The 19,916-nt window shown below is 60.7% G+C and carries 22 protein-coding genes and 1 tRNA gene; 14 read left to right on the forward strand and 9 right to left on the reverse strand.

Translation table 11 applies throughout. The features are described from left to right. Position 1: 1 nt before the first annotated feature. The 3 genes from HJB89_RS17390 to HJB89_RS17400 all read left to right on the forward strand — a co-directional run bounded on the left by HJB89_RS17390 (position 2) and on the right by HJB89_RS17400 (position 1,789). Positions 2 to 388, forward strand: a complete 387-nt coding sequence (locus tag HJB89_RS17390; RefSeq protein ID WP_207583975.1) for an Mth938-like domain-containing protein — start codon at positions 2 to 4, stop codon at positions 386 to 388. Between the two features lie 2 nt (positions 389 to 390). After that, on the forward strand, positions 391 to 1,248 hold the full coding sequence (locus HJB89_RS17395) for a phytoene/squalene synthase family protein (protein WP_207583976.1): 858 nt from the start codon (positions 391 to 393) through the stop codon (positions 1,246 to 1,248). Positions 1,249 to 1,321: 73 nt separating this feature from the next. After that, entirely contained in the window at positions 1,322 to 1,789 is a 468-nt protein-coding gene (locus HJB89_RS17400; RefSeq protein ID WP_207583977.1) for a hypothetical protein, read from the forward strand. Between the two features lie 7 nt (positions 1,790 to 1,796). Here the strand turns inward: HJB89_RS17400 and trmFO are convergent, their stop codons facing one another. The 3 genes from trmFO to HJB89_RS17415 form a co-directional block, all read right to left on the reverse strand. Continuing rightward, entirely contained in the window at positions 1,797 to 3,203 is a 1,407-nt protein-coding gene (gene trmFO / locus HJB89_RS17405; protein ID WP_221132661.1) for a methylenetetrahydrofolate--tRNA-(uracil(54)-C(5))-methyltransferase (FADH(2)-oxidizing) TrmFO, read from the reverse strand. Between the two features lie 120 nt (positions 3,204 to 3,323). Continuing rightward, positions 3,324 to 3,467: a DUF1127 domain-containing protein gene (locus tag HJB89_RS33765; RefSeq protein WP_003539017.1), complete on the reverse strand. Its 144-nt coding sequence runs from the start codon at positions 3,465 to 3,467 to the stop codon at positions 3,324 to 3,326. A gap of 302 nt (positions 3,468 to 3,769) precedes the next feature. Then, positions 3,770 to 3,916: a DUF1127 domain-containing protein gene (locus tag HJB89_RS17415; RefSeq protein ID WP_007628510.1), complete on the reverse strand. Its 147-nt coding sequence runs from the start codon at positions 3,914 to 3,916 to the stop codon at positions 3,770 to 3,772. 878 nt (positions 3,917 to 4,794) lie between these two features. On the opposite strand from HJB89_RS17415, the gene HJB89_RS17420 reads away from it, so the two are divergent. The 5 genes from HJB89_RS17420 (at position 4,795) to HJB89_RS17440 (ending at position 9,003) form a co-directional block, all read left to right on the forward strand. Continuing rightward, on the forward strand, positions 4,795 to 5,898 hold the full coding sequence (locus tag HJB89_RS17420; protein ID WP_207583979.1) for a DUF2157 domain-containing protein: 1,104 nt from the start codon (positions 4,795 to 4,797) through the stop codon (positions 5,896 to 5,898). Continuing rightward, positions 5,895 to 6,485, forward strand: a complete 591-nt coding sequence (locus tag HJB89_RS17425; protein ID WP_207583980.1) for a GDYXXLXY domain-containing protein — start codon at positions 5,895 to 5,897, stop codon at positions 6,483 to 6,485. Before HJB89_RS17420 ends, HJB89_RS17425 begins: the two co-directional genes overlap by 4 nt. A 152-nt stretch (positions 6,486 to 6,637) precedes the next feature. Beyond that, positions 6,638 to 6,722, forward strand: a tRNA-Leu gene (locus HJB89_RS17430). A gap of 199 nt (positions 6,723 to 6,921) precedes the next feature. Beyond that, the gene (gene tig / locus HJB89_RS17435; RefSeq protein WP_207583981.1) at positions 6,922 to 8,406 is read left to right on the forward strand and encodes a trigger factor; all 1,485 of its coding nucleotides are present in this window, start codon (positions 6,922 to 6,924) and stop codon (positions 8,404 to 8,406) included. A 174-nt stretch (positions 8,407 to 8,580) separates the two neighbouring features. After that, positions 8,581 to 9,003: a nuclear transport factor 2 family protein gene (locus tag HJB89_RS17440; protein ID WP_207583982.1), complete on the forward strand. Its 423-nt coding sequence runs from the start codon at positions 8,581 to 8,583 to the stop codon at positions 9,001 to 9,003. 91 nt (positions 9,004 to 9,094) lie between these two features. Here the strand turns inward: HJB89_RS17440 and HJB89_RS17445 are convergent, their stop codons facing one another. The 5 genes from HJB89_RS17445 to map form a co-directional block, all read right to left on the reverse strand. Further along, entirely contained in the window at positions 9,095 to 10,879 is a 1,785-nt protein-coding gene (locus tag HJB89_RS17445) for a radical SAM protein (RefSeq protein ID WP_207583983.1), read from the reverse strand. A 155-nt stretch (positions 10,880 to 11,034) separates the two neighbouring features. Next, entirely contained in the window at positions 11,035 to 11,838 is an 804-nt protein-coding gene (locus tag HJB89_RS17450; protein WP_207583984.1) for an endonuclease/exonuclease/phosphatase family protein, read from the reverse strand. A gap of 62 nt (positions 11,839 to 11,900) precedes the next feature. Further along, a complete protein-coding gene (sthA, locus tag HJB89_RS17455; RefSeq protein WP_207583985.1) occupies positions 11,901 to 13,307 on the reverse strand; it encodes a Si-specific NAD(P)(+) transhydrogenase in 1,407 nt (468 codons plus the stop codon). Between the two features lie 118 nt (positions 13,308 to 13,425). Then, a complete protein-coding gene (gene radC / locus HJB89_RS17460; RefSeq protein WP_207583986.1) occupies positions 13,426 to 14,253 on the reverse strand; it encodes a RadC family protein in 828 nt (275 codons plus the stop codon). 7 nt (positions 14,254 to 14,260) lie between these two features. Further along, positions 14,261 to 15,097, reverse strand: coding sequence for a type I methionyl aminopeptidase (map, locus tag HJB89_RS17465; protein ID WP_207583987.1), 837 nt, complete (start codon positions 15,095 to 15,097; stop codon positions 14,261 to 14,263). Positions 15,098 to 15,345: 248 nt separating this feature from the next. Here map and HJB89_RS17470 point away from each other — a divergent pair, with 248 nt between their 5' ends. The 3 genes from HJB89_RS17470 (at position 15,346) to HJB89_RS17480 (ending at position 16,630) form a co-directional block, all read left to right on the forward strand. After that, positions 15,346 to 16,005: a TetR/AcrR family transcriptional regulator gene (locus HJB89_RS17470; protein WP_207584299.1), complete on the forward strand. Its 660-nt coding sequence runs from the start codon at positions 15,346 to 15,348 to the stop codon at positions 16,003 to 16,005. 128 nt (positions 16,006 to 16,133) lie between these two features. After that, positions 16,134 to 16,307: a hypothetical protein gene (locus HJB89_RS17475; RefSeq protein WP_221150278.1), complete on the forward strand. Its 174-nt coding sequence runs from the start codon at positions 16,134 to 16,136 to the stop codon at positions 16,305 to 16,307. Beyond that, positions 16,304 to 16,630 carry a DUF6105 family protein gene (locus HJB89_RS17480; protein WP_207583989.1) on the forward strand — a complete coding sequence of 109 codons (327 nt, stop codon included), beginning with the start codon at positions 16,304 to 16,306 and terminating at the stop codon, positions 16,628 to 16,630. The genes HJB89_RS17475 and HJB89_RS17480 overlap by 4 nt, the downstream gene beginning before the upstream one ends. Here HJB89_RS17480 and ruvX read toward each other — a convergent pair. After that, entirely contained in the window at positions 16,573 to 17,061 is a 489-nt protein-coding gene (ruvX, locus tag HJB89_RS17485; protein ID WP_221150281.1) for a Holliday junction resolvase RuvX, read from the reverse strand. The two genes, HJB89_RS17480 and ruvX, sit on opposite strands and share 58 nt — an antisense overlap. A gap of 228 nt (positions 17,062 to 17,289) precedes the next feature. Between ruvX and HJB89_RS17490 the strand changes: the two genes are divergently transcribed. From HJB89_RS17490 to gatA, 3 genes are all read left to right on the forward strand, one after another. Beyond that, a complete protein-coding gene (locus HJB89_RS17490; RefSeq protein ID WP_221150282.1) occupies positions 17,290 to 17,994 on the forward strand; it encodes a metal-dependent hydrolase in 705 nt (234 codons plus the stop codon). Between the two features lie 69 nt (positions 17,995 to 18,063). Continuing rightward, on the forward strand, positions 18,064 to 18,351 hold the full coding sequence (gene gatC / locus HJB89_RS17495) for an Asp-tRNA(Asn)/Glu-tRNA(Gln) amidotransferase subunit GatC (RefSeq protein ID WP_049734290.1): 288 nt from the start codon (positions 18,064 to 18,066) through the stop codon (positions 18,349 to 18,351). Positions 18,352 to 18,407: 56 nt separating this feature from the next. Beyond that, the gene (gene gatA / locus HJB89_RS17500; RefSeq protein WP_221150284.1) at positions 18,408 to 19,889 is read left to right on the forward strand and encodes an Asp-tRNA(Asn)/Glu-tRNA(Gln) amidotransferase subunit GatA; all 1,482 of its coding nucleotides are present in this window, start codon (positions 18,408 to 18,410) and stop codon (positions 19,887 to 19,889) included. Positions 19,890 to 19,916: the final 27 nt, after the last annotated feature.

Below are 19,916 nucleotides of genomic sequence, written 5' to 3' on the forward strand. Positions count from 1 at the left end.
CATGGCAAAAGGCATAGAAATCCGCGCCGCGCATTTCCCCGGGCGCGCGCCGATCGATAGCTACGGCAATGGCGGGTTCCGCTTTGCCGATATGTCTCATCGCGGCTCGATCCTTTGTCTTCCCTCCGGCATTCACGGTTGGGACATGGATATGTCGAAACCGCTGTCGCCTGAAAATTTTCGGCGTGTGCTCGATGAGGCTGACGAGATCGAGGTTCTGCTTGTCGGCACCGGAACCGAGCTTCGCCGTCTGCCCGAGGAATTGAAACTGGCGCTGAAATCGCGTGGCATCTCCTCCGATCCGATGAGCACCGGCGCGGCGGTACGCACCTTCAATATCATGCTCGCCGAGCAGCGCGCCGTCGCTGCGGCATTGATCGCGGTCTGACGATGGCTGAAGCCAATAGTGCGACGAACCAGGAGATCTGCCTGGCGATGCTCCGTGACAGCGACCGCGACCGTTATCTTGCCTGTCTTTTGTCGCCGGAGGAAAAGCGCGGCGCGCTTGCAGCTCTCTATGCCTTCAATGCCGAGCTTGCCCGCATCCGTGATCTCGTGCACGAGACTTTGCCCGGCGAGGTGCGGCTGCAATATTGGCGGGATCTGCTGGAAGGCAGCGCACACGGGTCGACGGCAGCCAATCCCGTCGCCGCCGCACTTCTGGCGGCGATCGAAACCCATCGCCTTCCGCGCAAGACGCTGATCGACATGATCGAGGCCCGCACCTTCGATCTCTATGATGATCCGATGGAAACGCGTCTTTCACTCGAAGGTTATGCCGGCGAGACGGCATCAGCCCTCATTCAGCTTGCAAGCCTCGTGCTGTCGCCTGAGGAGGCCGCACGATCGGCGAATGCTGCCGGCCACGCCGGCGTCGCCCAGGCTGTCGCTGGCCTGTTGCTGCTGATGCCGCTGCATCGCCGCCGTGGTCAGGTCTATATTCCGCTGCAGATCCTTTTCGCCACCGGGCTCGACCGCGATTCCTTCCTTGCCGGCGAAGACAGGCCACGCATCGCAGCCGCCATCGAGGCCTTCGCCGGCCTCGGTCGCGAGCATCTGGTAAAGGCGCGGGCGGCGGGGCCGATTGCGCCGGCGGTCTTTCCGGCCTTTCTGCCGGCGACCCTTGCCGAACCGGTACTCGTCAACGCGCAGAAACGCGGCGCTTTGATATTTGACCGGCCGCTGCAGTCGCCGCAATGGCGCCGCCAGTTGCAGATGGGGCTGGCCGCGGCGCGCCGCAAAATCTGACATCGGGTCAAATTCGCGCAAGTCTCGCGCGTTAGAAAGCTTGAACCGCTACCCCATTGAACGGAGACTCGGCGTGGGCATTATCGTCTGGTGCGTTCTTTTCACCATCGTTATCTTCTTTGCTTTTGTGGCAACGCGCATGGCTGCGCAAAACAAGGAAGACGGCCTGCACGATACAGGCCTCGCCATCATCGAGTTCGGCCGCGCTTTTCCGACCGAGGCGATCCGCCAGTTGCAGGCAACGGAAAACGGCCAGGCCATCTTCGTGCGTCTGCACGACAACAAAGCGGGCTTCATGCGCAATATGTCACGCCACTTCGCCTGCCATCTGATCGAGCCAGGCCGCGTGCGCGTCGTCAGCTCGCAAACGGGCAGGGGCCTGGTGATCGACTTCCTCGATGCACCCCATCACAACGGCGATTTCGAATTTGCTTCCGCTAAAGAATCCTCGGAAGTGGCGCTCTGGCTGCTCGGCAACTATATCGCCGAGCCGGATAAGGACCTGCCGCCGAGCCATATCTCGGCGGCGAACAAGCAGTAGAAGTGCTTTAGCCGAGCCAGGCGGCGCAGTCTGCAAGCGCGCGGCGTGCGATCAACTGCCGTTTCATGATCGTCTTGTCCTTGCCGCGGAAACGTTTGACGCCCTCGGGCTTGACGATCGAACCCGGCTGGAGCTCCGGAAACAGCCCGAAATTGATGTTCATCGGCTGGAATGATCGTTTACCCGGCTCCTCGTCGGTGACGATATGCCCACCGGTGATATGACCGAGCAGCGAGCCCAGCGCCGTCGTCGCCGGCGGCAGCGAGATCGCCTCGCCTTTGCGTTCGGCGGCGGCGAAACGGCCGGCCATCAGCCCGACGCTGGCGCTTTCCACATAACCTTCGCAGCCGGTGATCTGGCCGGCGAAACGCAGGCCGGGCCGCGATTTCAGCGTCAGCGACGGGTCGAGCAGGGTGGGGGAATTGATATAGGTGTTCCGGTGAAGACCGCCGAGACGGGCAAATTCCGCATTTTCCAGGCCGGGGATCATCCGAAAAATTTCCGCTTGCGCGCCATATTTCAGCTTCGTCTGGAAGCCGACCATGTTGTAAAGCGTGCCGAGCGCATTGTCCTGCCGCAGCTGCACGACGGCATAGGCCTTGACCGTCGGGTTATGCGCGTTCGTCAGCCCCATCGGCTTCATTGGCCCGTGGCGCAGGGTCTCGCGGCCGCGTTCGGCCATCACCTCGATCGGCAGGCAACCGTCGAAATAAGGCGTGCCTTCCCATTCTTTGAAACCGACCGTGTCGCCTGATATCAGCGCGTCGACGAAGGCATTGTACTGCGCCTCGTCCATCGGGCAATTGATGTAATCCTTGCCGGTGCCGCCGGGGCCGACCTTGTCGTAGCGCGACTGATACCAGCAGATATCCATGTCGATGCTCTCGCGGTACATGATCGGCGCGATGGCGTCGAAGAAGGCGAGCGAATCCTTGCCGGTTTCTGCCTGGATGGCGCTTGCGAGTGACGGCGCCGTCAGCGGCCCGGTGGCGACGATGGCAAGATCCCAGTCCCTTGGCGGCAGGCCGGTGACCTCTTCCCGCACGACCGTGATCAGCGGGTGGTCATGGATCGCCCTCGTCACCGCCTCGGAGAAGCCATCGCGATCGACGGCGAGCGCGCCACCTGCCGGAACCTGGTGCCGATCGGCAGTGGCCATGATCAGTGAGCCCGCCATGCGCATCTCGGCATGGATGACGCCGACGGCATTGCTGGTCGCATCGTCGGAGCGGAAGGAATTGGAGCAGACGAGTTCGGCAAGGCCGTCGGTTTTATGCGCATCCGTGCCGCGCACCCCGCGCATTTCATGCAGGATGACGGGGATGCCGGAGCTGGCGATCTGCCAGGCGGCTTCCGAACCGGCAAGCCCGCCGCCGACGACATGGATGGGGGAATAGGAGGAGATCGTGTTCATTCCGGGCTGATATCATGTCGGCAGGTGCGATCCAACACCCCGGAATCAAAAACGGCGCCCTGGGGCGCCGTCTTGGGAGCATCACGCTCGCTATTAGCGGCCGTTATTAACGGCCGGCTATTAGCGGAACGAGCGGGATGCGATATTGCGGATGTCGTAGCGGCTGACGCCGATATCGGACAGGGTCTGGTTCGAAAGGCCGCCGAGTTCATTGAGCGTACGGCGGTAGCTGAGCCAGCTTCTTGCAATGCGGATCGGGTTCATTGTCTTTTTCCTCTAACATATGTCCGCTGGATGGCGGGATCGCCTATCTCTCTGCGGTTGATGTTTATATAGGCGAGAACCGTCCTATTGTGCAGTGCAAATAAAAGGCGTCTGCCATGCAATTGTGCAGTGTGATGCTCGTCAATTAGGCGGTGGATATTTTTTGTGCGGGCTAACGAAAGCGGCAAAACAATGCAACCGCCGCAGCAGCCGCATGCAGACAAACGAAAACGCCCGCTGTGGGTACAGCGGGCGTTTCAATCAGAACGATCCTGCTTGGGAGGAGCAGCGGATCGCCTGGATTAGCGGGAAGAAGCCTCACGGGCAACGCGATTAATGTCCGAACGGTCGATGCCGAGATCGTGCAATTCGCGGTTGGTCATGCGGCCAAGTTCCGTGATCGTCTGACGATACTTGCGCCAGTTATTGAAAGAGCGAGAGAAGTTCATGTTAAGCCCCTTTCTGAGGGTTTCATCTGCCAGCAGCCGCCGATCGGCGCTGACCTCTATTTGATGACCAGAATATATGTTGCGGCGCGAAAGACTAAAACAGCCAAGTTTTCAGATCACCTATGCGATGCATGCAATGCTCTAGGGGTGTTTGACGCAGATTTTCCGTTTTTTGGTCAACGAATAGGCAGAATGGTTTTCAGGAAAGCAATCCCGTTTGGAGGACCGAACCGGTGCCATTGCTCAAAAACGCCGCTGCTTCCGGCGGTTCCGCCCATATATCCGCTATAAGAACGCATTCCGCCGCCGGATCGAAGTTGCCCATCTGTCCGCAGCGTTGCCGGTGCGGTGTGACGGCAATGCGGCAGGCCGGCGCCAAACGGCGGAAATCCTCGGACCGCCAATGCTTTAATTCAGTTTTTGCCGAACAAAAACGCCCGCCGGGGGAGGATCCGGCGGGCGCGTTATGGTGACCGGCAACTGGGAGGAGGAGTGTTGCCAGCCTATCGCAGCGCGCTGGGAGGAGGAGTGCGCGGCTGCGAATATCGTCACGGACCAAGCGATCCGCGGGCGTCCGGCTGAAGCCGGGCCGGGGCGCCATCCCCGTGCTTCTATGGTTCCATAAATAGTATGACTAATGATTATTTTGCAGTGCAATAAACTCATGAGTGATATGCGATCGGCGCATACCTCTCCGTCCATATGCTGATATTAGCGCTTCTGAGGTTAGCGGCCGGTTAATGCTCGGTACAAGTTAGACCAATGAGGAAGTTGTATATTTGCGCAAGAGCGTTTGCGAACACCCGTGCTGCGTCTATAACGGCGTGAGCCGTAGCGCCGTAGCGCCGCAGCGGCGTTGCGGAAATGAGGGGTGGAGCATGTATCGCGGCAGATTGGAGCGGGATCTCTCACTCTGGGTAGGCAAGGGCCTGCTGGGGCAGGAAACGGCAGGCGCGCTTCTCGCCGAATATGACAGCCGCCCGGCAAGCTTCAGCCTCGGGCGGGTGCTGATGGCGCTGGCGGCGGTACTGCTTGCAGCCGCCATCCTGCTGGTCGTCGCCTCCAACTGGGAGGCTATTCCGCGCCTCGTCCGCGTCGGCGTCATCCTTGCCCTGATCTGGGTGGTGCATATTGCCGCCGCTCGGATGCTCGCCCGCGGTGCGACAGCGGCGGCAAGCGGCTTGCTGATCATCGGCGCGATGAGTTTCGGCGGCGCCATCTCGCTGGTCGGGCAGATGTATCATCTCTCCGGCGATGAGCAGACGGTGATGTATCTCTGGTTCGCGATTGCGACGATTTCCGCGATCCTGTTCCGTTCGGGCGCAGTGGCCGTCGTCGCCGGCTTCCTCTCCTGGGCGTCTTTCGCCGTCTATCTCGAGAATCACGACACACATTGGATAGGACTCGATCCCTGGATGGCGCCGGTTATGGCGGTGATCATTATCGGGCTGGTGCGGTATACCGGCGCCGAGCGGGCCCGCCATCTGGCCTATCTGCTTTTGATCGGTTGGCTTGCCTGGCTCTATACGCTTTATGAGGAAATCGCCGTGGCGCTCGCCTTCGCGATCGGCGGCATGGCGGCCTTCGTCCTGACGGCATTGCCGCTCCCGCGGATTACCTCCCTGCTCAGGAGCGCCGGTGCGGCCCCGGCCTTCTACAGCTTCCTTGTCGCTGCGATCGGCTTGCTGCTGCTGCATTTCGAAATCGAGGACGGCTGGCGGCTGGTGGTGCTCGGCCTGGCGACGCTTGCCGCTTCAGTGCTGGCGATTGCCCTGCATGGCAGGGACAACGGTGCGGTGCGTTATCTCGCCTACACCACGTTTGCCGCCGAAATGCTTTATCTCGCTTCCGTCACGGTCGGCTCGATCCTCGGCACGTCGAGCCTCTTCCTGTTCTCCGGTCTCGTGGTCGCACTGGTTGCCTGGATCGTCATCCGTCTCGAGCGGCGTTTTTCGGCGAATGCACAGGGGGAGCGCGTATGAGCTCGTTCATGGCAAGGCTGCAATCCGGAAAGGGCTATCTGCTTTCGGCGATCGTCGTCGCCGGCCTGCAGACCCTTATCCTCGGCACGATCATCCAGAGCCGGGCGTCAATCCTCGCCGATGGCGCCGAGGTGCTGCTGAAAACGGCGCCGGTCGATCCGCGCGATTTCCTGCGCGGCGACTATGTCGTCTTGAACTACGACATTTCCTCGGTGCCGGTGCAGACGGTTTCCGGCGGTATTCCGGTCGAGCCCGGCGAGCGGACTTTATGGGTCCGGTTGAAGAAGCAGGAGGATGGTTTCTGGACGGTGACCGAATCGTCCTTTCACGGACTGCCACCGCTACCGGAGACGGTGATTCTGCGCAGCCAGCCATTCTACAGTGGCGGACTGGCCGCGGCCGACAGCATCCGCGTCGAATACGGTATCGAGCGCTACTACGTTCCCGAAGGCGAGGGCAAGCCGATCGAGGAGGTTCGCACTGACGGCAATGTCGCAATCGCGGTGCGCGTTTCGCCAGCGGGAGGCGCACAAATCCGCAGTCTTCTCGTTGACGGCAAGCCGGTTTACGACGAGCCGCTTTACTGATCCGGCGGCAGTTCGGAAGAAGACGGCTTCCGGGCGGGAAATCCCTGTCATTTGCCGTTCATTTTTCCTTTGCCTCGACCAAATCGGGTGATATAGAGACGCCGCGCTCCGGAAGGCCTCATGTGCAGGCATAAGCATGCGGTTTTGTGAACGCGGGTATGGTGAAATTGGTAGACACGCCAGATTTAGGTTCTGGTGCCGCAAGGCGTGGGAGTTCAAGTCTCTCTACCCGCACCAAGCTGTTTGCAGGCGGGAGACTAAAATCGGTTGCCGCAGGGCAGCCGAGAGTTATCCCGAATAGCCCGCGAGTGCCGTTCCCCCTTGGGCGGAATGATACAGGAATTGGGAAAAGCCACGCGCGGCACTCGGCCGGCGTCGTGCTCATTGAAACGAACGGCGTCTGGGCACGGCCGCCACGAAATGAAGGTAGGAAGACATGCAGGTTATCGAAACGCTCGCTGAAGGGCTGAAGCGCGAAATCAAGGTCGTTATCCCGGCCAAGGACATGCAAGACAAGATGAATGAGCGTCTTGCCGATGTGAAGGACAAGGTTCGCATCAACGGCTTCCGTCCGGGCAAGGTACCCGCTGCTCACCTGAAGAAGGTCTACGGCAAGTCGATCATGGCCGACCTCGTCAACGAGATCGTCCGCGAGCAGCCGTCCGCCATCCTGTCCAGCCGCGGCGAAAAATCGGCCACGCAGCCGGAAATCGCCATGACCGAAGACAAGGATGAAGCTGACAAGATCCTCGCCGCCGAGCAGGATTTCGAATTCACGCTCTCCTATGAAGTGCTGCCGCCGATCGAACTGAAGTCGGTCAAGGGCATCAAGGTCACACGCGAAGTCATCGACATCTCGGACGACGAAGTCAACGAGCAGGTCCTGAAGGTCGCCGAAAGCGCTCGCGCCTACGAGACCAAGACCGGCAAGGCCGCGAACGGCGACCGCATCACCATGGACTACGTCGGCAAGGTCGACGGCGAAGCCTTCGAAGGCGGCACCGACCAGGGCGCCGAACTGGTGCTCGGCTCCGGCCGCTTCATTCCTGGCTTCGAAGACCAGCTCGTCGGCGCCAAGGCTGGCGACGAGAAGACCATCACCGTGACCTTCCCGGCTGACTATCCGGCCAAGAACCTCGCCGGCAAGGAAGCGACCTTCGACGTATCGGTCAAGGATGTTGCAGCACCTGCCGCTGTCGAGATCAACGACGAACTCGCCTCGAAGCTCGGCATCGAATCCGCCGACCGCCTGAAGGAAATCGTTCGCGGCCAGATCGAATCGCAGTACGGCTCGCTGACCCGCCAGAAGCTGAAGCGCCAGATCCTCGACCAGCTCGACGAGATGTACAAGTTCGAGACCCCGAACTCGCTCGTCGATGCCGAATACAACGGCATCTGGAGCCAGGTGAACAACGACCTCGCCCAGTCCGGCAAGACCTTCGAGGACGAAGACACGACCGAAGAGAAGGCACGTGAGGAATACAAGACGCTCGCCGAGCGTCGTGTCCGCCTCGGCCTCGTTCTCTCCGAAATCGGCGAAAAGGCCGGCGTCGAAGTCAGCGAAGACGAAATGCAGCGTGCGATCTACGAACAGCTGCGCCAGTATCCGGGCCAGGAAAAGCAGATCCTCGAATTCTTCCGCAGCCAGCCGGGTGCCGCCGCGTCGATCCGCGCGCCGATCTTCGAAGAGAAGGTCATCGATCACCTGCTGACCGAAATCGACGTCACCGACAAGAAGGTGACCAAGGAAGAGCTGCTCGCCGAGGAAGAAGGCGAGGCTAAGACTGAGACCAAAAAGGCCGCCCCGAAGAAGAAGGCTGCCGCCAAGGCCGAAGCTGCCGACGCCGGCGAAGGCGAGGAAGCCGCTCCGAAGAAGAAGGCTGCTCCGAAGAAGAAGGCGGCTGACGAAAGCGCCGAATAATCGCTTTTCAGTTCTGAAGTCTGCAAGGCCTCGCCATCGTGCGGGGCCTTTTTCTATTATCCGGGGCCGTTCAGTCTCGAGGGTCTCCCACTATCGAGTTGTATTCCCGGCAACAGATAGTTGCGTTAAAGTATAATTCGATGCAGATTTCGCTGACGGTGGGAGGACCGGAAAATGACCGCAAAACATGACATGAAGAAATGCGTGGAAGAAATCTACGCTGTGCGCGACCGCGGCGATATCGAGGGCACGCTGGCGCTGATCGGCGAGGATTGCACCTTCCGGATGGCCGGCAATACACGGTTGGCGCCTTTTTCAACTGAATCCGGCGGGCATGCCTTTCGCCAAGTGATAGAGCAACTCATCACTGTGTGGGATCTATCCAATATCAAGACAGTCGGCATCTATGTGGACGAGGACGAGCATATGGTCTTCGCCCATCGCGAGGGTGAGGTCAGGCACATCCCATCGGGTGCGAGCTTCTATACGGAATTCGTCGACAAGATCCATTTCAGGGACGGGAAACCGGTCAAGATCGTCGAATTCGTCGACACACTGCAAGTGGCCGAGACAAGTCAGATAATCCAGGTCGCTTAGCGTAACGGAAGTCGGAGCTCCAGGCTTCGACTCCGTTGTCGTCAATGATTCCGGCTGACAGCGTATGAGCCGCCGCTGCAAGAGATGCCGGTCAATGCGCGGCAGATCGGCCGTGGGTCAGTTCCGCCACCTTGCGAATATGGTTGACCGCCGCGGTGCCGCCAGCGGTCTTGGTGAAGAGGCTGAGTGTCTCTTCCTCATCGTCGGCGACCGGCGTCAAGGCCTGATCCATATAGGTCTTCGACTTGGCATCCCGTGAGATCAGGAATGCCGAAATCGTCAGGCCGATGATCGTACCGGCAAGCGAAGCATGTTTTCGGAAGGTTTCCCAGGCAAAGCGCGGCCAGAACACCAGCGGATTTTCGCGCGGCAGGTCCGGGCGCCGCTCCGCCGGCGTCTTCAGGCGCAGCAAGCCGCTTTGCAACGGATGCACATTTTCCAGCGGCACGGTGGTTGCGAAGGAGACGAGAACCTTGACGAGCCTTGCGAGCGGTACCCCGGTCGCCACAGCACGGCGCAGCAGGGTCTTCATGTGCTTCGGCGAATAATAGAGCGCCCAGGCCTCGTGATAGATGTCTTCCCACTCCTGCTTGCTCATCTTCGGATGTGCCGTGCAGACGTGCTCGACATCGTAGATGTTGAGATCCGCATCCATCTCGATGCCCTTCTTCCACAACACCTGATGGTCCTCGGAACCGGGCAGCGGCGTCAGGATGAAGAATTCGATGACGTCGAGCGGCAGTTCGTCCTGGATGATCGCGATGTCGCGGCGGATCGATTCCGGCGTGTCGGCGGGGAAGCCCAGGATATAACCGGCCAGCGTCATGATGCCCTGCGCCTTCCAGGCGAGCAGCATTTTGCGGTATTCGGTAATCTTGTTCTGGTTCTTCTTGGCCGCTGTCAGATTGTCCGGATTGACGTTTTCGAGGCCGATGAAGACGCGGGTAACGCCAGCGCGCCGGGATTTCTCGATGAAATTGGGAATCTTGTGGCAGAGCGTGTCGACCTGGATCATCAGGCCGAGCGGAATGCCGTCCCGCTCCTTGAGTTCGATCAGCCTGTCGAAAATCGCCTCCCAATCCTTGTTGCGGGCGAAATTGTCGTCGGTGATGAAGAATTTGTGGATGCCCTGCGCCCAGTTCATCCGCACCAGCTTTTCGACGTCGTCAGCCGAGCGGAAGCGCGACTTGCGTCCCTGCACGTTGATGATGGTGCAGAACGAGCACTGGTAGGGACAGCCGCGTCCGGCATCGAAGCTGGTGCTGAGCCCGAGCGTGCGCTGGATATTGTCCTTCGGCAGGAACGGAACCGGCGTGCCGCCGATGCCGGGAAGGTCGTTCATGAAATTGTAAAGCGGCTTCAGCTCGCCGGCGGCCGCATCACGCAGCACCATCTCCAGCCGCCCTTCGGCTTCACCGGCGAACATCGAGATGCCCATGTCACGGCAGGCGTCGAGCCCCACCGCCTGGCCATCCAGCATCGACAGGCAGCCGGAAACATGGAAACCACCGATGGAAACCGGCAGGCCGGCCTCGCGGAACGGCCGGGCGATATCAAGCGCGCGCGGATACTGATTGGTCTGAACGCCGACCAGCGAGATCATGCCGAAATTGTCGTGGCGCTTGAACTGTGCGAGCAGCCCGGCGACATCGATCCGCGTATTGGTCTCGTCGATCACGGTGATATCGATCGCGGTGTCGGGCCCGAGCACCTGACGCTCGGCACATTCGGCGGCGATGCCGTAGAGCGCCGCGAGCGAATTGGAGGGAATCATCGCCCGCCACCAGCGGATGACGTAGCCGTCATCGTCATAATGCGACGGCTTGATCAGGATCAGCTGAAAACGTCGACGCGCAGCTTCCAAGACATGGGACAAGAGTATCTATCTTTCTTCAGAAGCTTTTGCCGGAGCAAAATAGTGTTGAAGCCATATATCAGGCATGACGTATCAATGCGATTCAAGAGGTCAAACTAAGGCGTAAAAACGCGCGTTGCATGCAAAACGTTTCGCACGGCAACTTCTTCAATATACTACCCGACATCGAGCAGCAATGCGCGGTGGTCGGAGACCTCGGGCGCCTCGACCACCTCGAACTTGACAATGTTCACCCCCGGTGTAACCAGCATGTAATCGGCAAAGCGGCCCTGCTTCAGATAGTAGGAGGTCCGCGTGTCTGCAAGGCCGTTTCCGGTGACGAGATCCGAAAGCCCTAATCTGGCGAGAATCGTAAAGGTCGCGCTGTCAGGCAATACGTTGAAATCACCGCAGACGACGAGCCCTTCGTCGCCCGGCCAGATCCGCTCGATGAGCGCCGCCAGCGCTGCGGCCTGTTCCTGGCGCGCCGCCGTATCGCCCTTGCCTGCGGGATCGCGCAGGCCATGCATGTGGGCGATGGTCACGGTAGAGGCGCGCTCATGGCTGAAGAGACGGATGCAATGGGCGTTCCGTGGCCGCGGATGTTCGCCCCAGCCATTGGCGGAAAAACTGCCATGCACGAAGTCCAGCCCTTGGGTAATGACCGAATACGATTTGCGCACGAAGGTCGCCAGCCCGAATTCGGCGGTAATGGCAGTATCGCCGTTAAACAGCTCGCCTCTCGATGTCGGGCAGAAGAAGCCGTCGTGGCCGGGCAGGGCGGCGCTGATCTCTGCAAACAGATTGGCGCGCTGGGGCAGCTCCAGTCCCGCATCCCGATAGATCGACCATCGGTCATCCGCACCCGGCGCCCGCAGCACCTCCTGCAGGCAGAGCACATCCGGATCGGCCTGCGCGACATAGTCGATCAGGGCCTCATGCAGCCTGCCGCCCCATGCATTCAGCGAAATGATGCGCAATGCCGTTCGGCTCCGTTTTGACGGCCGGATTTACACGAAAGCCCGCCGTCTATGAGAGACCCTCAGAGTTCCGACTTGATGTCGCCCATCCGGTTCCAGGCGTCGAGGCCGGCGATCTTGTAGGCTTCGGCGAGTGTCGGATAGTTGAAGGTGTTTTCGACGAAATATTCGACCGTGCCTTTGAGATTGAGCACCGCCTGGCCGATATGCACCAGCTCGGTGGCGCCTTCGCCGACGATATGCACGCCGAGCAGGCGCCGCGTCTTCAGCGAGAAGATCAGCTTCAAAAGCCCGGTGTCGAGGCCCATGATATGACCGCGCGAGGTCTCGCGGAAGCGGGCGATGCCGCATTCATAGGGAATGCCGCGCTCCTTCATCTCTTCTTCGGTCAGGCCGCAGGTGGAAATCTCCGGCACGGCATAGATACCGTAGGGGAAATATTTCGGCGGTTCCTTGGCGACCGCGCCGATTGCGACGCGGGCAGCGATGCGGCCCTGTTCCATCGAGGTCGAGGCAAGGCTCGGAAAGCCGACGACGTCGCCGGCGGCGTAGACGTTGGCAACCGATGTCTGGAAGGTTTCCGGATTGACCTTGAGACGGCCGCGGCTGTCGGCTTCGAGGCCGATGGCTGGTAGGTTCAGCGCATCGGTCGCCCCCAAGCGGCCAGCGGCGAACAGCACCATGTCGGTCGTCAGGCGCCGTCCGCTGTCGAGCGTCAGCTCGACCTTGCCGCCTTCCAGCGTCTCCACCTTGTCGGCCTTCTGGCCGAGCAGCAGCTTCATGTTGCGGTCGCGCAGCTGGTAGGTGAAATCCTCGACGATTTCCTTGTCGATGAAGTCGAGCATCGTCGCCTTCGGGTCTATCACGGTGACGGCCGTGTCGAGCGCACTGAAGATCGTCGCATATTCGATGCCGATGACGCCGGCGCCGATGACGACCATTGAGCGCGGCAGCTCCTGGATATCGAGCAGTTCGTCGCTGTCGAGAACGGTCTTGCCGTCGAAGGGTATGTAATCGGGGCGGAACGGCTTCGTGCCGACTGCAAGCAGCACGCTGGCGCCGGTGACCTGGGTAATCTCACCGTCATCCTTGATCACCTGCAGCGTCGATGGATTGATGAAGCTCGCCTTGCCGCGAATATGCTGCACGCGGTTGCGGGCGAACTGGTGTTCCAGCACCTCGACCTCGTGGTTGAGCGTAATCAGCAGGCGTCGGCGCAGATCATCTGCACTGATCTCTTCCTTGACGCGGTAAGACCGGCCGTAGAAGCCGCGTTCGCGCCAGCCGGAAAGATTGAGCGCGGTCTCGCGCAGCGTTTTGGAGGGGATGGTGCCGGTATGCACGGACACGCCGCCGACGCGTTTGCCCTGCTCAATGACAAGCACTTTCTTGCCGAGTTTTGCAGCCTGGATCGCGCCGCGGCGCCCTGCAGGACCGCTACCCACCACAACGAGATCGTACTGAAGCATCATCTGGCCCCGGATTGGAAAAGAATCATTTGCGACGCAAAGATGTCGCCCGTCTATCGGTAGCCGGTCAATGTTACAGATTGTTTTACGACCGCCGATTCAGCCGCCCCTGCGCTTTTCAGATCAGCTTCAGCCCCTTCAGGCTGACATGGCCGTCCTTGCCGATGATGATGTGGTCGTGGACGGTGATATCGAGCGCCTTGGCCGCCTCGATGATCACCTTCGTCATGTCGATGTCGGCGCGTGACGGCGTCGGGTCGCCGGAGGGGTGGTTGTGGACGAGGATCATCGCCGTTGCCGAAAGCTCGAGCGCGCGTTTCACCACCTCGCGCGGATAGACCGGCGTGTGGTCGACCGTGCCGCGGCCCTGGACCTCATCGGCAATCAGCACGTTGCGCTTGTCGAGGAAGAGGATGCGGAACTGTTCGCGGGTCTCGTGCGCCATGGCGGCGTGGCAGTACTCTATAACTGAGGACCACGAGGAGAGAATCTGCTTGCTCCTGAGCTCGCTCTTCAGGGTTCGGTGGGCAATCGTCGAGATCAGCTTCAGGTCGAGCGCCACTGCTTCGCCGACGCCCTTTATCTCCGTCAGCAAAGCCGCCGGCGCGCCGAAGACGCCGGAGAGCGAGCCGAACCGTTCGATCAGCGCCTTGGCGATCGGCTTGGTGTCGCGCCGCGGGATCAGGCGGAAAAGCAGCAGTTCGAGGATTTCGTAGTCGGCAAGCGCGGTGTCGCCCAGCTCGCGGAAGCGGTCACGCAACCGCTCGCGATGGCCGTGATAATGTTCTTGGCCGGCGAGCGAGGCGGGCAGGGCGGCCTTGGCATTCGGCACGGACGGTTGTTGCGAGCGTCCGCCGAAGAACGAGCGTTCGTCGGCGGCAATGGGCTCCTGCGTCTCGAAAGGCAGCTCGTCGTCGGAAGATGTCGCAACAGGCCGCTTTGCCATCGGATCGTCACCCGGCAAACGACGGCAGGCCGGGGCGATCGAGCCCACCCGGCGACAGGGTGAAGATCTCGCAGCCGCCCGAGGTAACGCCGACGGTATGTTCGTACTGCGCCGAAAGCGACCGGTCGCGGGTTACCGCCGTCCAGCCGTCGGCAAGAACCTTCACATGCGGCCGGCCGAGATTGATCATCGGCTCGATGGTGAAGATCATGCCTTCGCGCAGCTCGGGCCCCTCGTTGGCGCGGCCGTAATGCAGGATATTCGGCGAATCGTGGAACAGCCGGCCGACGCCGTGGCCGCAGAAATCGCGCACCACCGAACAGCGCTCGGCCTCGGCATAGGTCTGGATCGCCTCGCCGATTGCGCCGGTGCGGGCCCCGGGTCTGACGGCACCAATACCGCGCATCAGCGCTTCATAAGTAACCTCGAGCAATCGCTCGGATGCGCGCTTGATCGTGCCGACGGGGTACATCCGGCTCGAATCGCCGTGCCAGCCGTCGAGCACGAAGGTGACGTCGATATTGACGATATCGCCTTCGCGCAGCGGCTTGTCGTTCGGAATGCCGTGGCAGACGACATGGTTGATCGAGGTGCAGGTCGATTTGGTGTAGCCGCGATAGTTCAGTGTCGCCGGCTGGGCGCCGTGATCCATCCCGAAATCGAAGACGAAGCGGTCGATGTCATCGGTCACCAGCCCCGGCTTGACGATGTCGGCCAGCGCATCGAGGCAGCGCGCCGTCAGCTGGCACGCCTTACGCATACCCTCGAATGCTTGCGCGTCGTAAAGCCGAATAGCGCCCGTATTCTTCGAGGGCGCGGAAGAGGCTTCGATATAGTTCACCATTGCAGGGCCTTAGCGGAGAATATTAGAATTGTTCATAATGCAGCTATGCCGGGTTCGTCCATCGCGATCAACCGCCCGGACGAGATTTCTGAGCAGATCCGATCGCTCCGGTATGCAGTCTTCTGCATCCTTTTCTCCCCAAATCATTGGCCGGGATGGAATATCCACAGTCTTCCCAAGGGGATAGGATTGATCGGATGATGCCGCCCCGCTACTCACCGATTGGTGACAGCGGGGAAGGGTCGGTCGTGCTTGATGAAGCGGCAAAATTTGAAATTTCGTCCGAGCCCGGCGGCGAGCCGGAACGACGCGTGCGTGATCGCGGCGCCACCGAGCGGGCAATCCTTGCCGGCGCCAAAGGCCTGCTGGCCGAGGAAGGCTTCCAGAATTTCGGCATCAATGCGGTCGCGCGCCGCGCCGGTTGCGACAAGCAGTTGATCTATCGCTATTACGGTGGTCTCGACGGACTGGTCGAGGCGATCGGCGCCGATCTTGGCACATGGGTGAAGGATCGCATTCCGGAAGACGCCGGCGGCATGTTCCTGCTCACCTATGGCGACCTGATGGAGCGGCTGTCGCTTCTCCTTCTCGACGCCTTGAGAAACGATCCGCTGATGCGCCGCATCCTCGCCTGGGAAATATCGGAAAACACCGAGCAGGTGAGGCGGCTGTCGGAAGCGCGTTCGAAGGCGCTGGCTCTCTGGCTGGAGCGCATGCGCGGCTCGCTGACGCCGCCGAAGGGCGTCGATGCAACAGCCGTCAACGCCGTCGTCATCGCTGCGATCCAGCACCTCGTGCTTGCCGCCTCGGCCGGCGGGCAGTGCGCCGGTCTGTCGCTGAAGACATCAAAGGATTGGGAGAAGGCGGCGATGGCGCTGAAGCGCGTCGTGCGCGGCGTCTACGGCTAATACCTGTCTTATCCACAGGGGCGGCTGCCGCGTTAACCTTAACAAATGGTTTACGTTGCCTGGCCGCAGTTAACCCGACAGTGTGGTGGCGAGCAGAGATGGAATGAGTAGAGCCCCGAGTTGACGCCATGGGAACCAAAATCGCCAAAGCCTTGTTTTTCGTAACGGCGATGATGTTTTTCGCAGTGCTGGCGCTGGATATCGCAATTCCGACGCTGGTGCTTTGCGCCATGGCATTGTCGACCTGGATGGTCTCCCTCGATCTGCCCGTCTCGCGCAAGCATGGAGGAGAGGCCGCATGAGGTGGTTTCTGGTCTTCTGGGCCGGCCCTATCGTCTTTCTGGGCGGATGGTACTGGCTCTCTTATTACGACATGAGCTTCGGCATTTTCATGTTGACGCGGCAGGTGCATGACCTGACGTTCCAGCTGTATGGCGAGGTATTGGGAATTCCGCCGGAGAGCATCCCGCCGCTCGTTGCCCGCGCGATCGCAGTCGACAGCCTTGTCGTCTTCGCCATCATGGGCTTCCGGAAACGCCAATCGATCATTGCCTGGTGGAAGGCGCGTCAGCTGAATTCGTCTTCCGACCTTGCCAGCAAGGAAAGCCTGTCGAGCGCGCCCTGAAGGATAAAGCTTGCCGCGGCCGAATCGATCCGTTCGGCCCGCTTGGCGCGCGACACGTCCATTTCAAGCAGCGTCCTCTCGGCCGCCACCGTCGATAACCGTTCGTCCCAATAGACGAAGGGCAGGGCTGTCTTCTGCTCCATGTTACGCACGAAGGCGCGCGTTGCCTGCACCCGCGGACCCACCGATCCGTCCATATTCATCGGCAGGCCGATGACGAAGCCTGCGACCTTTTCCGCTGCCGCGAAATCCAGCAGCGCCTGGGCATCGATGGTGAACTTAACGCGCCGGATCAGCGTGCGGGGCGTGGCGAAACGCCGCCCGAGATCGGACATCGAAAGCCCGATCGTCTTGGTGCCGAGATCGAGGCCGGCAATCGCCTGCCGCGGGGCAAGCATCTCGGCCATTTCCTCGATCGTCAGCACCGTCATCGCCATTTCATCCCGTCAAAAGAAATTGAAGTCGCCGCTGCTTTTCTTTGCGGCCGCATAAGATATGTCCTTAGAGCATGATGCCGAAAAGTGTGAACGGTTTTCGGACGACGTCATGCTCCAATTCCCTGATTGAGATGCGGATTGAGATTGAGGCTGATCCGGCCAAGATCATCCGGATTTCCCATCGAAACCCGCTTTTGCATTGCGTAATAAAGGAGACATTTCATGAAGATCACCTGGCTCGGCCATTCCGCCTTCCGCATCGAGACTGGAAAGGCGAAAATCCTGCTCGACCCATTCCTCAGCTATAACGCCTCCTTTTCCGGCCAGGATATCAAGGATGTTTCGGCAGGCGTCACCCATATCCTGCTGACGCATGGCCATGGCGACCATGTCGGCGATACCGTGGCGCTTGCCAAGGAAACCGGCGCCGTCGTTCTCGCCAATGCCGATCTCGCCGCCTGGCTCGGCTCCAAGGGCGTCGACAAGATCGAGATGGGCAATACCGGCGGCACGATCGCGCTCGGCGGCTTCTCGGCGACCTTCACCAATGCGCTGCACTCCTCCGCGCATATCACCGAGGACGGCGTCTCGCATGCGCTCGGCAACGCCAACGGCCTGATGCTGCATTTCGACGACGAAGCCTCGATCCTTGCCATGGGCGACACCGACATCTTCTCCGACATGGCGCTGATCAATGAATTGCACCAGCCCGATATCGGCCTCGTGCCGATTGGCGACCGCTTCACCATGGGCGGCGCCGTGGCAGCCCTTGCCTGCCGGCGCTATTTCAGCTTCAAGACCGCGATCCCTTGCCACTACGGTACCTTCCCGATCATCGAGCAGACGGCCGATAAATTCGTTGCCGGCATGGAAGGATCGGAGACTGATGTGAAGGCGCTGAAGCCCGCCGAGAGCCTGTCGATCTGACGAAATCCCGTTGCACCGGGCGGACATGGCCTTTATAGCGGGTAGGAAAAATCCTATCCGGAGAATGCCATGTCCGTCGACCTTGCCACCGTGAAGCGCGTTGCCCACCTTGCCCGCATTGCCGTCTCCGAAGACGAGGCAAATCGCATGGTCGGCGAGCTGAACGGCATCCTCGGCTTCGTCGAGCAACTCTCCGAAGTCAATGTCGACGGCGTCGAGGCGATGACGTCGGTGACCCCGATGGCGATGAAGAAGCGGACGGATGCGGTGACAGACGGCAGCAAGGCAGCCGATATCGTCGCCAATGCGCCCGTCACCGATCACAATTTTTTCCTGGTGCCGAAAGTCGTCGAATAAGGCTCAACGCCTCTTTCCGACCTTGTTGCTATTTCCAGATCTGAAGCGAAAACATCATGAGCGAACTCACCAACCTGACCATTGCCGAAGCCCGCCAGAAGCTGCGCGGAAAGGAAATCACCGCACTCGAATTGACCGAGGCCTATATCTCGGCGATCGATGCGGCCAATGCTCATCTGAATGCCTATATAAAGGTCACGCCCGATCTCGCCCGGGTCATGGCGAAGAACTCCGACGAGCGTATCGCTGCCGGCAAGGCAGGCGATCTCGAGGGCATTCCGCTCGGCATCAAGGATCTTTTCGCCACCGTCGGTGTACACACCCAAGCTTGCAGCCACATTCTCGACGGTTTCGAGCCGCGTTATGAATCGACCGTCACGCAGAACCTCTGGGATGACGGCGCCGTCATGCTGGGCAAGCTTAATATGGACGAATTCGCCATGGGTTCGTCCAACGAAACCTCGCACTACGGCCCGGTGATCAATCCCTGGCGTGCTGCGGGCTCCAACCAGCAGCTCGTTCCGGGCGGCTCCTCCGGCGGCTCGGCAGCAGCCGTCGCCGCGCATCTTTGCGCCGGCGCCACCGCGACCGATACCGGCGGCTCGATCCGCCAGCCGGCCGCTTTCACCGGCACCGTCGGCATCAAGCCGACCTATGGCCGCTGCTCGCGCTGGGGTACGGTCGCCTTCGCCTCCTCGCTCGACCAGGCGGGCCCGATCGCCCGCGACGTGCGCGACGCCGCAATCCTTTTGAAGTCGATGGCAAGCGTCGACGCCAAGGACACGACCTCGGTCGATCTGCCGGTGCCGGATTACGAGGCAGCTCTCGGCCAGTCGCTGAAGGGCATGAGGATCGGCATTCCGAACGAATACCGTGTCGATGGCATGCCTGAGGAAATCGAGACCCTCTGGCGCCAGGGCATCGCCTGGCTGAAGGATGCCGGCGCCGAAATCGTCGACATCTCGCTGCCGCACACCAAATACGCCCTTCCGGCCTATTACATCGTCGCTCCCGCCGAGGCATCCTCGAACCTGGCGCGCTACGACGGCGTCCGGTACGGCTTGCGCGTCGACGGCAAGGATATCGTCGACATGTACGAGAAGACGCGGGCTGCCGGCTTCGGCAAGGAAGTCAAGCGCCGCATCATGATCGGCACCTATGTGTTGTCGGCCGGTTATTACGATGCCTATTACATCCGCGCCCAGAAGGTCCGGACGCTGATCAAGCGCGATTTCGAACTCGCCTTCGACGCCGGCGTCGATGCCATCCTGACACCGGCAACACCGTCGTCTGCCTTCGGCGTCGCCGATGAGAACCTCGCTTCCGATCCGGTGAAGATGTATCTGAACGACATCTTCACGGTGACGGTCAACATGGCGGGCCTGCCGGGCATCGCCGTGCCCGCTGGCGTCGACCAGAAGGGCCTGCCGCTCGGGCTGCAACTGATCGGCAAGCCGTTCGACGAGGAAACCCTTTTCAAGACCGCCCACGTCATCGAGCAGGCAGCCGGCCGGTTTACGCCGGCGAAGTGGTGGTAACGAATCCAACGATCCGGCTCTTCCACG

Source organism: Rhizobium sp. NZLR8, from assembly GCF_019685025.1.
Lineage (GTDB): Bacteria > Pseudomonadota > Alphaproteobacteria > Rhizobiales > Rhizobiaceae > Rhizobium.

Bases quoted from the DNA above. Each gene is read 5' to 3' on its own strand.
- HJB89_RS17390 (WP_207583975.1), top strand. From the start codon at position 2: ATGGCAAAAGGCATAGAAATCCGCGCCGCGCATTTCCCCGGGCGCGCG.
- HJB89_RS17395 (WP_207583976.1), top strand. From the start codon at position 391: ATGGCTGAAGCCAATAGTGCGACGAACCAGGAGATCTGCCTGGCGATG.
- trmFO (WP_221132661.1), bottom strand. From the start codon at position 3,203: ATGAACACGATCTCCTCCTATTCCCCCATCCATGTCGTCGGCGGCGGG.
- HJB89_RS33765 (WP_003539017.1), bottom strand. From the start codon at position 3,467: ATGAACCCGATCCGCATTGCAAGAAGCTGGCTCAGCTACCGCCGTACG.
- HJB89_RS17415 (WP_007628510.1), bottom strand. From the start codon at position 3,916: ATGAACTTCTCTCGCTCTTTCAATAACTGGCGCAAGTATCGTCAGACG.
- HJB89_RS17420 (WP_207583979.1), top strand. From the start codon at position 4,795: ATGTATCGCGGCAGATTGGAGCGGGATCTCTCACTCTGGGTAGGCAAG.
- HJB89_RS17425 (WP_207583980.1), top strand. From the start codon at position 5,895: ATGAGCTCGTTCATGGCAAGGCTGCAATCCGGAAAGGGCTATCTGCTT.
- tig (WP_207583981.1), top strand. From the start codon at position 6,922: ATGCAGGTTATCGAAACGCTCGCTGAAGGGCTGAAGCGCGAAATCAAG.
- HJB89_RS17440 (WP_207583982.1), top strand. From the start codon at position 8,581: ATGACCGCAAAACATGACATGAAGAAATGCGTGGAAGAAATCTACGCT.
- sthA (WP_207583985.1), bottom strand. From the start codon at position 13,307: ATGCTTCAGTACGATCTCGTTGTGGTGGGTAGCGGTCCTGCAGGGCGC.
- radC (WP_207583986.1), bottom strand. From the start codon at position 14,253: ATGGCAAAGCGGCCTGTTGCGACATCTTCCGACGACGAGCTGCCTTTC.
- map (WP_207583987.1), bottom strand. From the start codon at position 15,097: ATGGTGAACTATATCGAAGCCTCTTCCGCGCCCTCGAAGAATACGGGC.
- HJB89_RS17475 (WP_221150278.1), top strand. From the start codon at position 16,134: ATGGGAACCAAAATCGCCAAAGCCTTGTTTTTCGTAACGGCGATGATG.
- HJB89_RS17480 (WP_207583989.1), top strand. From the start codon at position 16,304: ATGAGGTGGTTTCTGGTCTTCTGGGCCGGCCCTATCGTCTTTCTGGGC.
- ruvX (WP_221150281.1), bottom strand. From the start codon at position 17,061: ATGACGGTGCTGACGATCGAGGAAATGGCCGAGATGCTTGCCCCGCGG.
- HJB89_RS17490 (WP_221150282.1), top strand. From the start codon at position 17,290: ATGAAGATCACCTGGCTCGGCCATTCCGCCTTCCGCATCGAGACTGGA.
- gatC (WP_049734290.1), top strand. From the start codon at position 18,064: ATGTCCGTCGACCTTGCCACCGTGAAGCGCGTTGCCCACCTTGCCCGC.
- gatA (WP_221150284.1), top strand. From the start codon at position 18,408: ATGAGCGAACTCACCAACCTGACCATTGCCGAAGCCCGCCAGAAGCTG.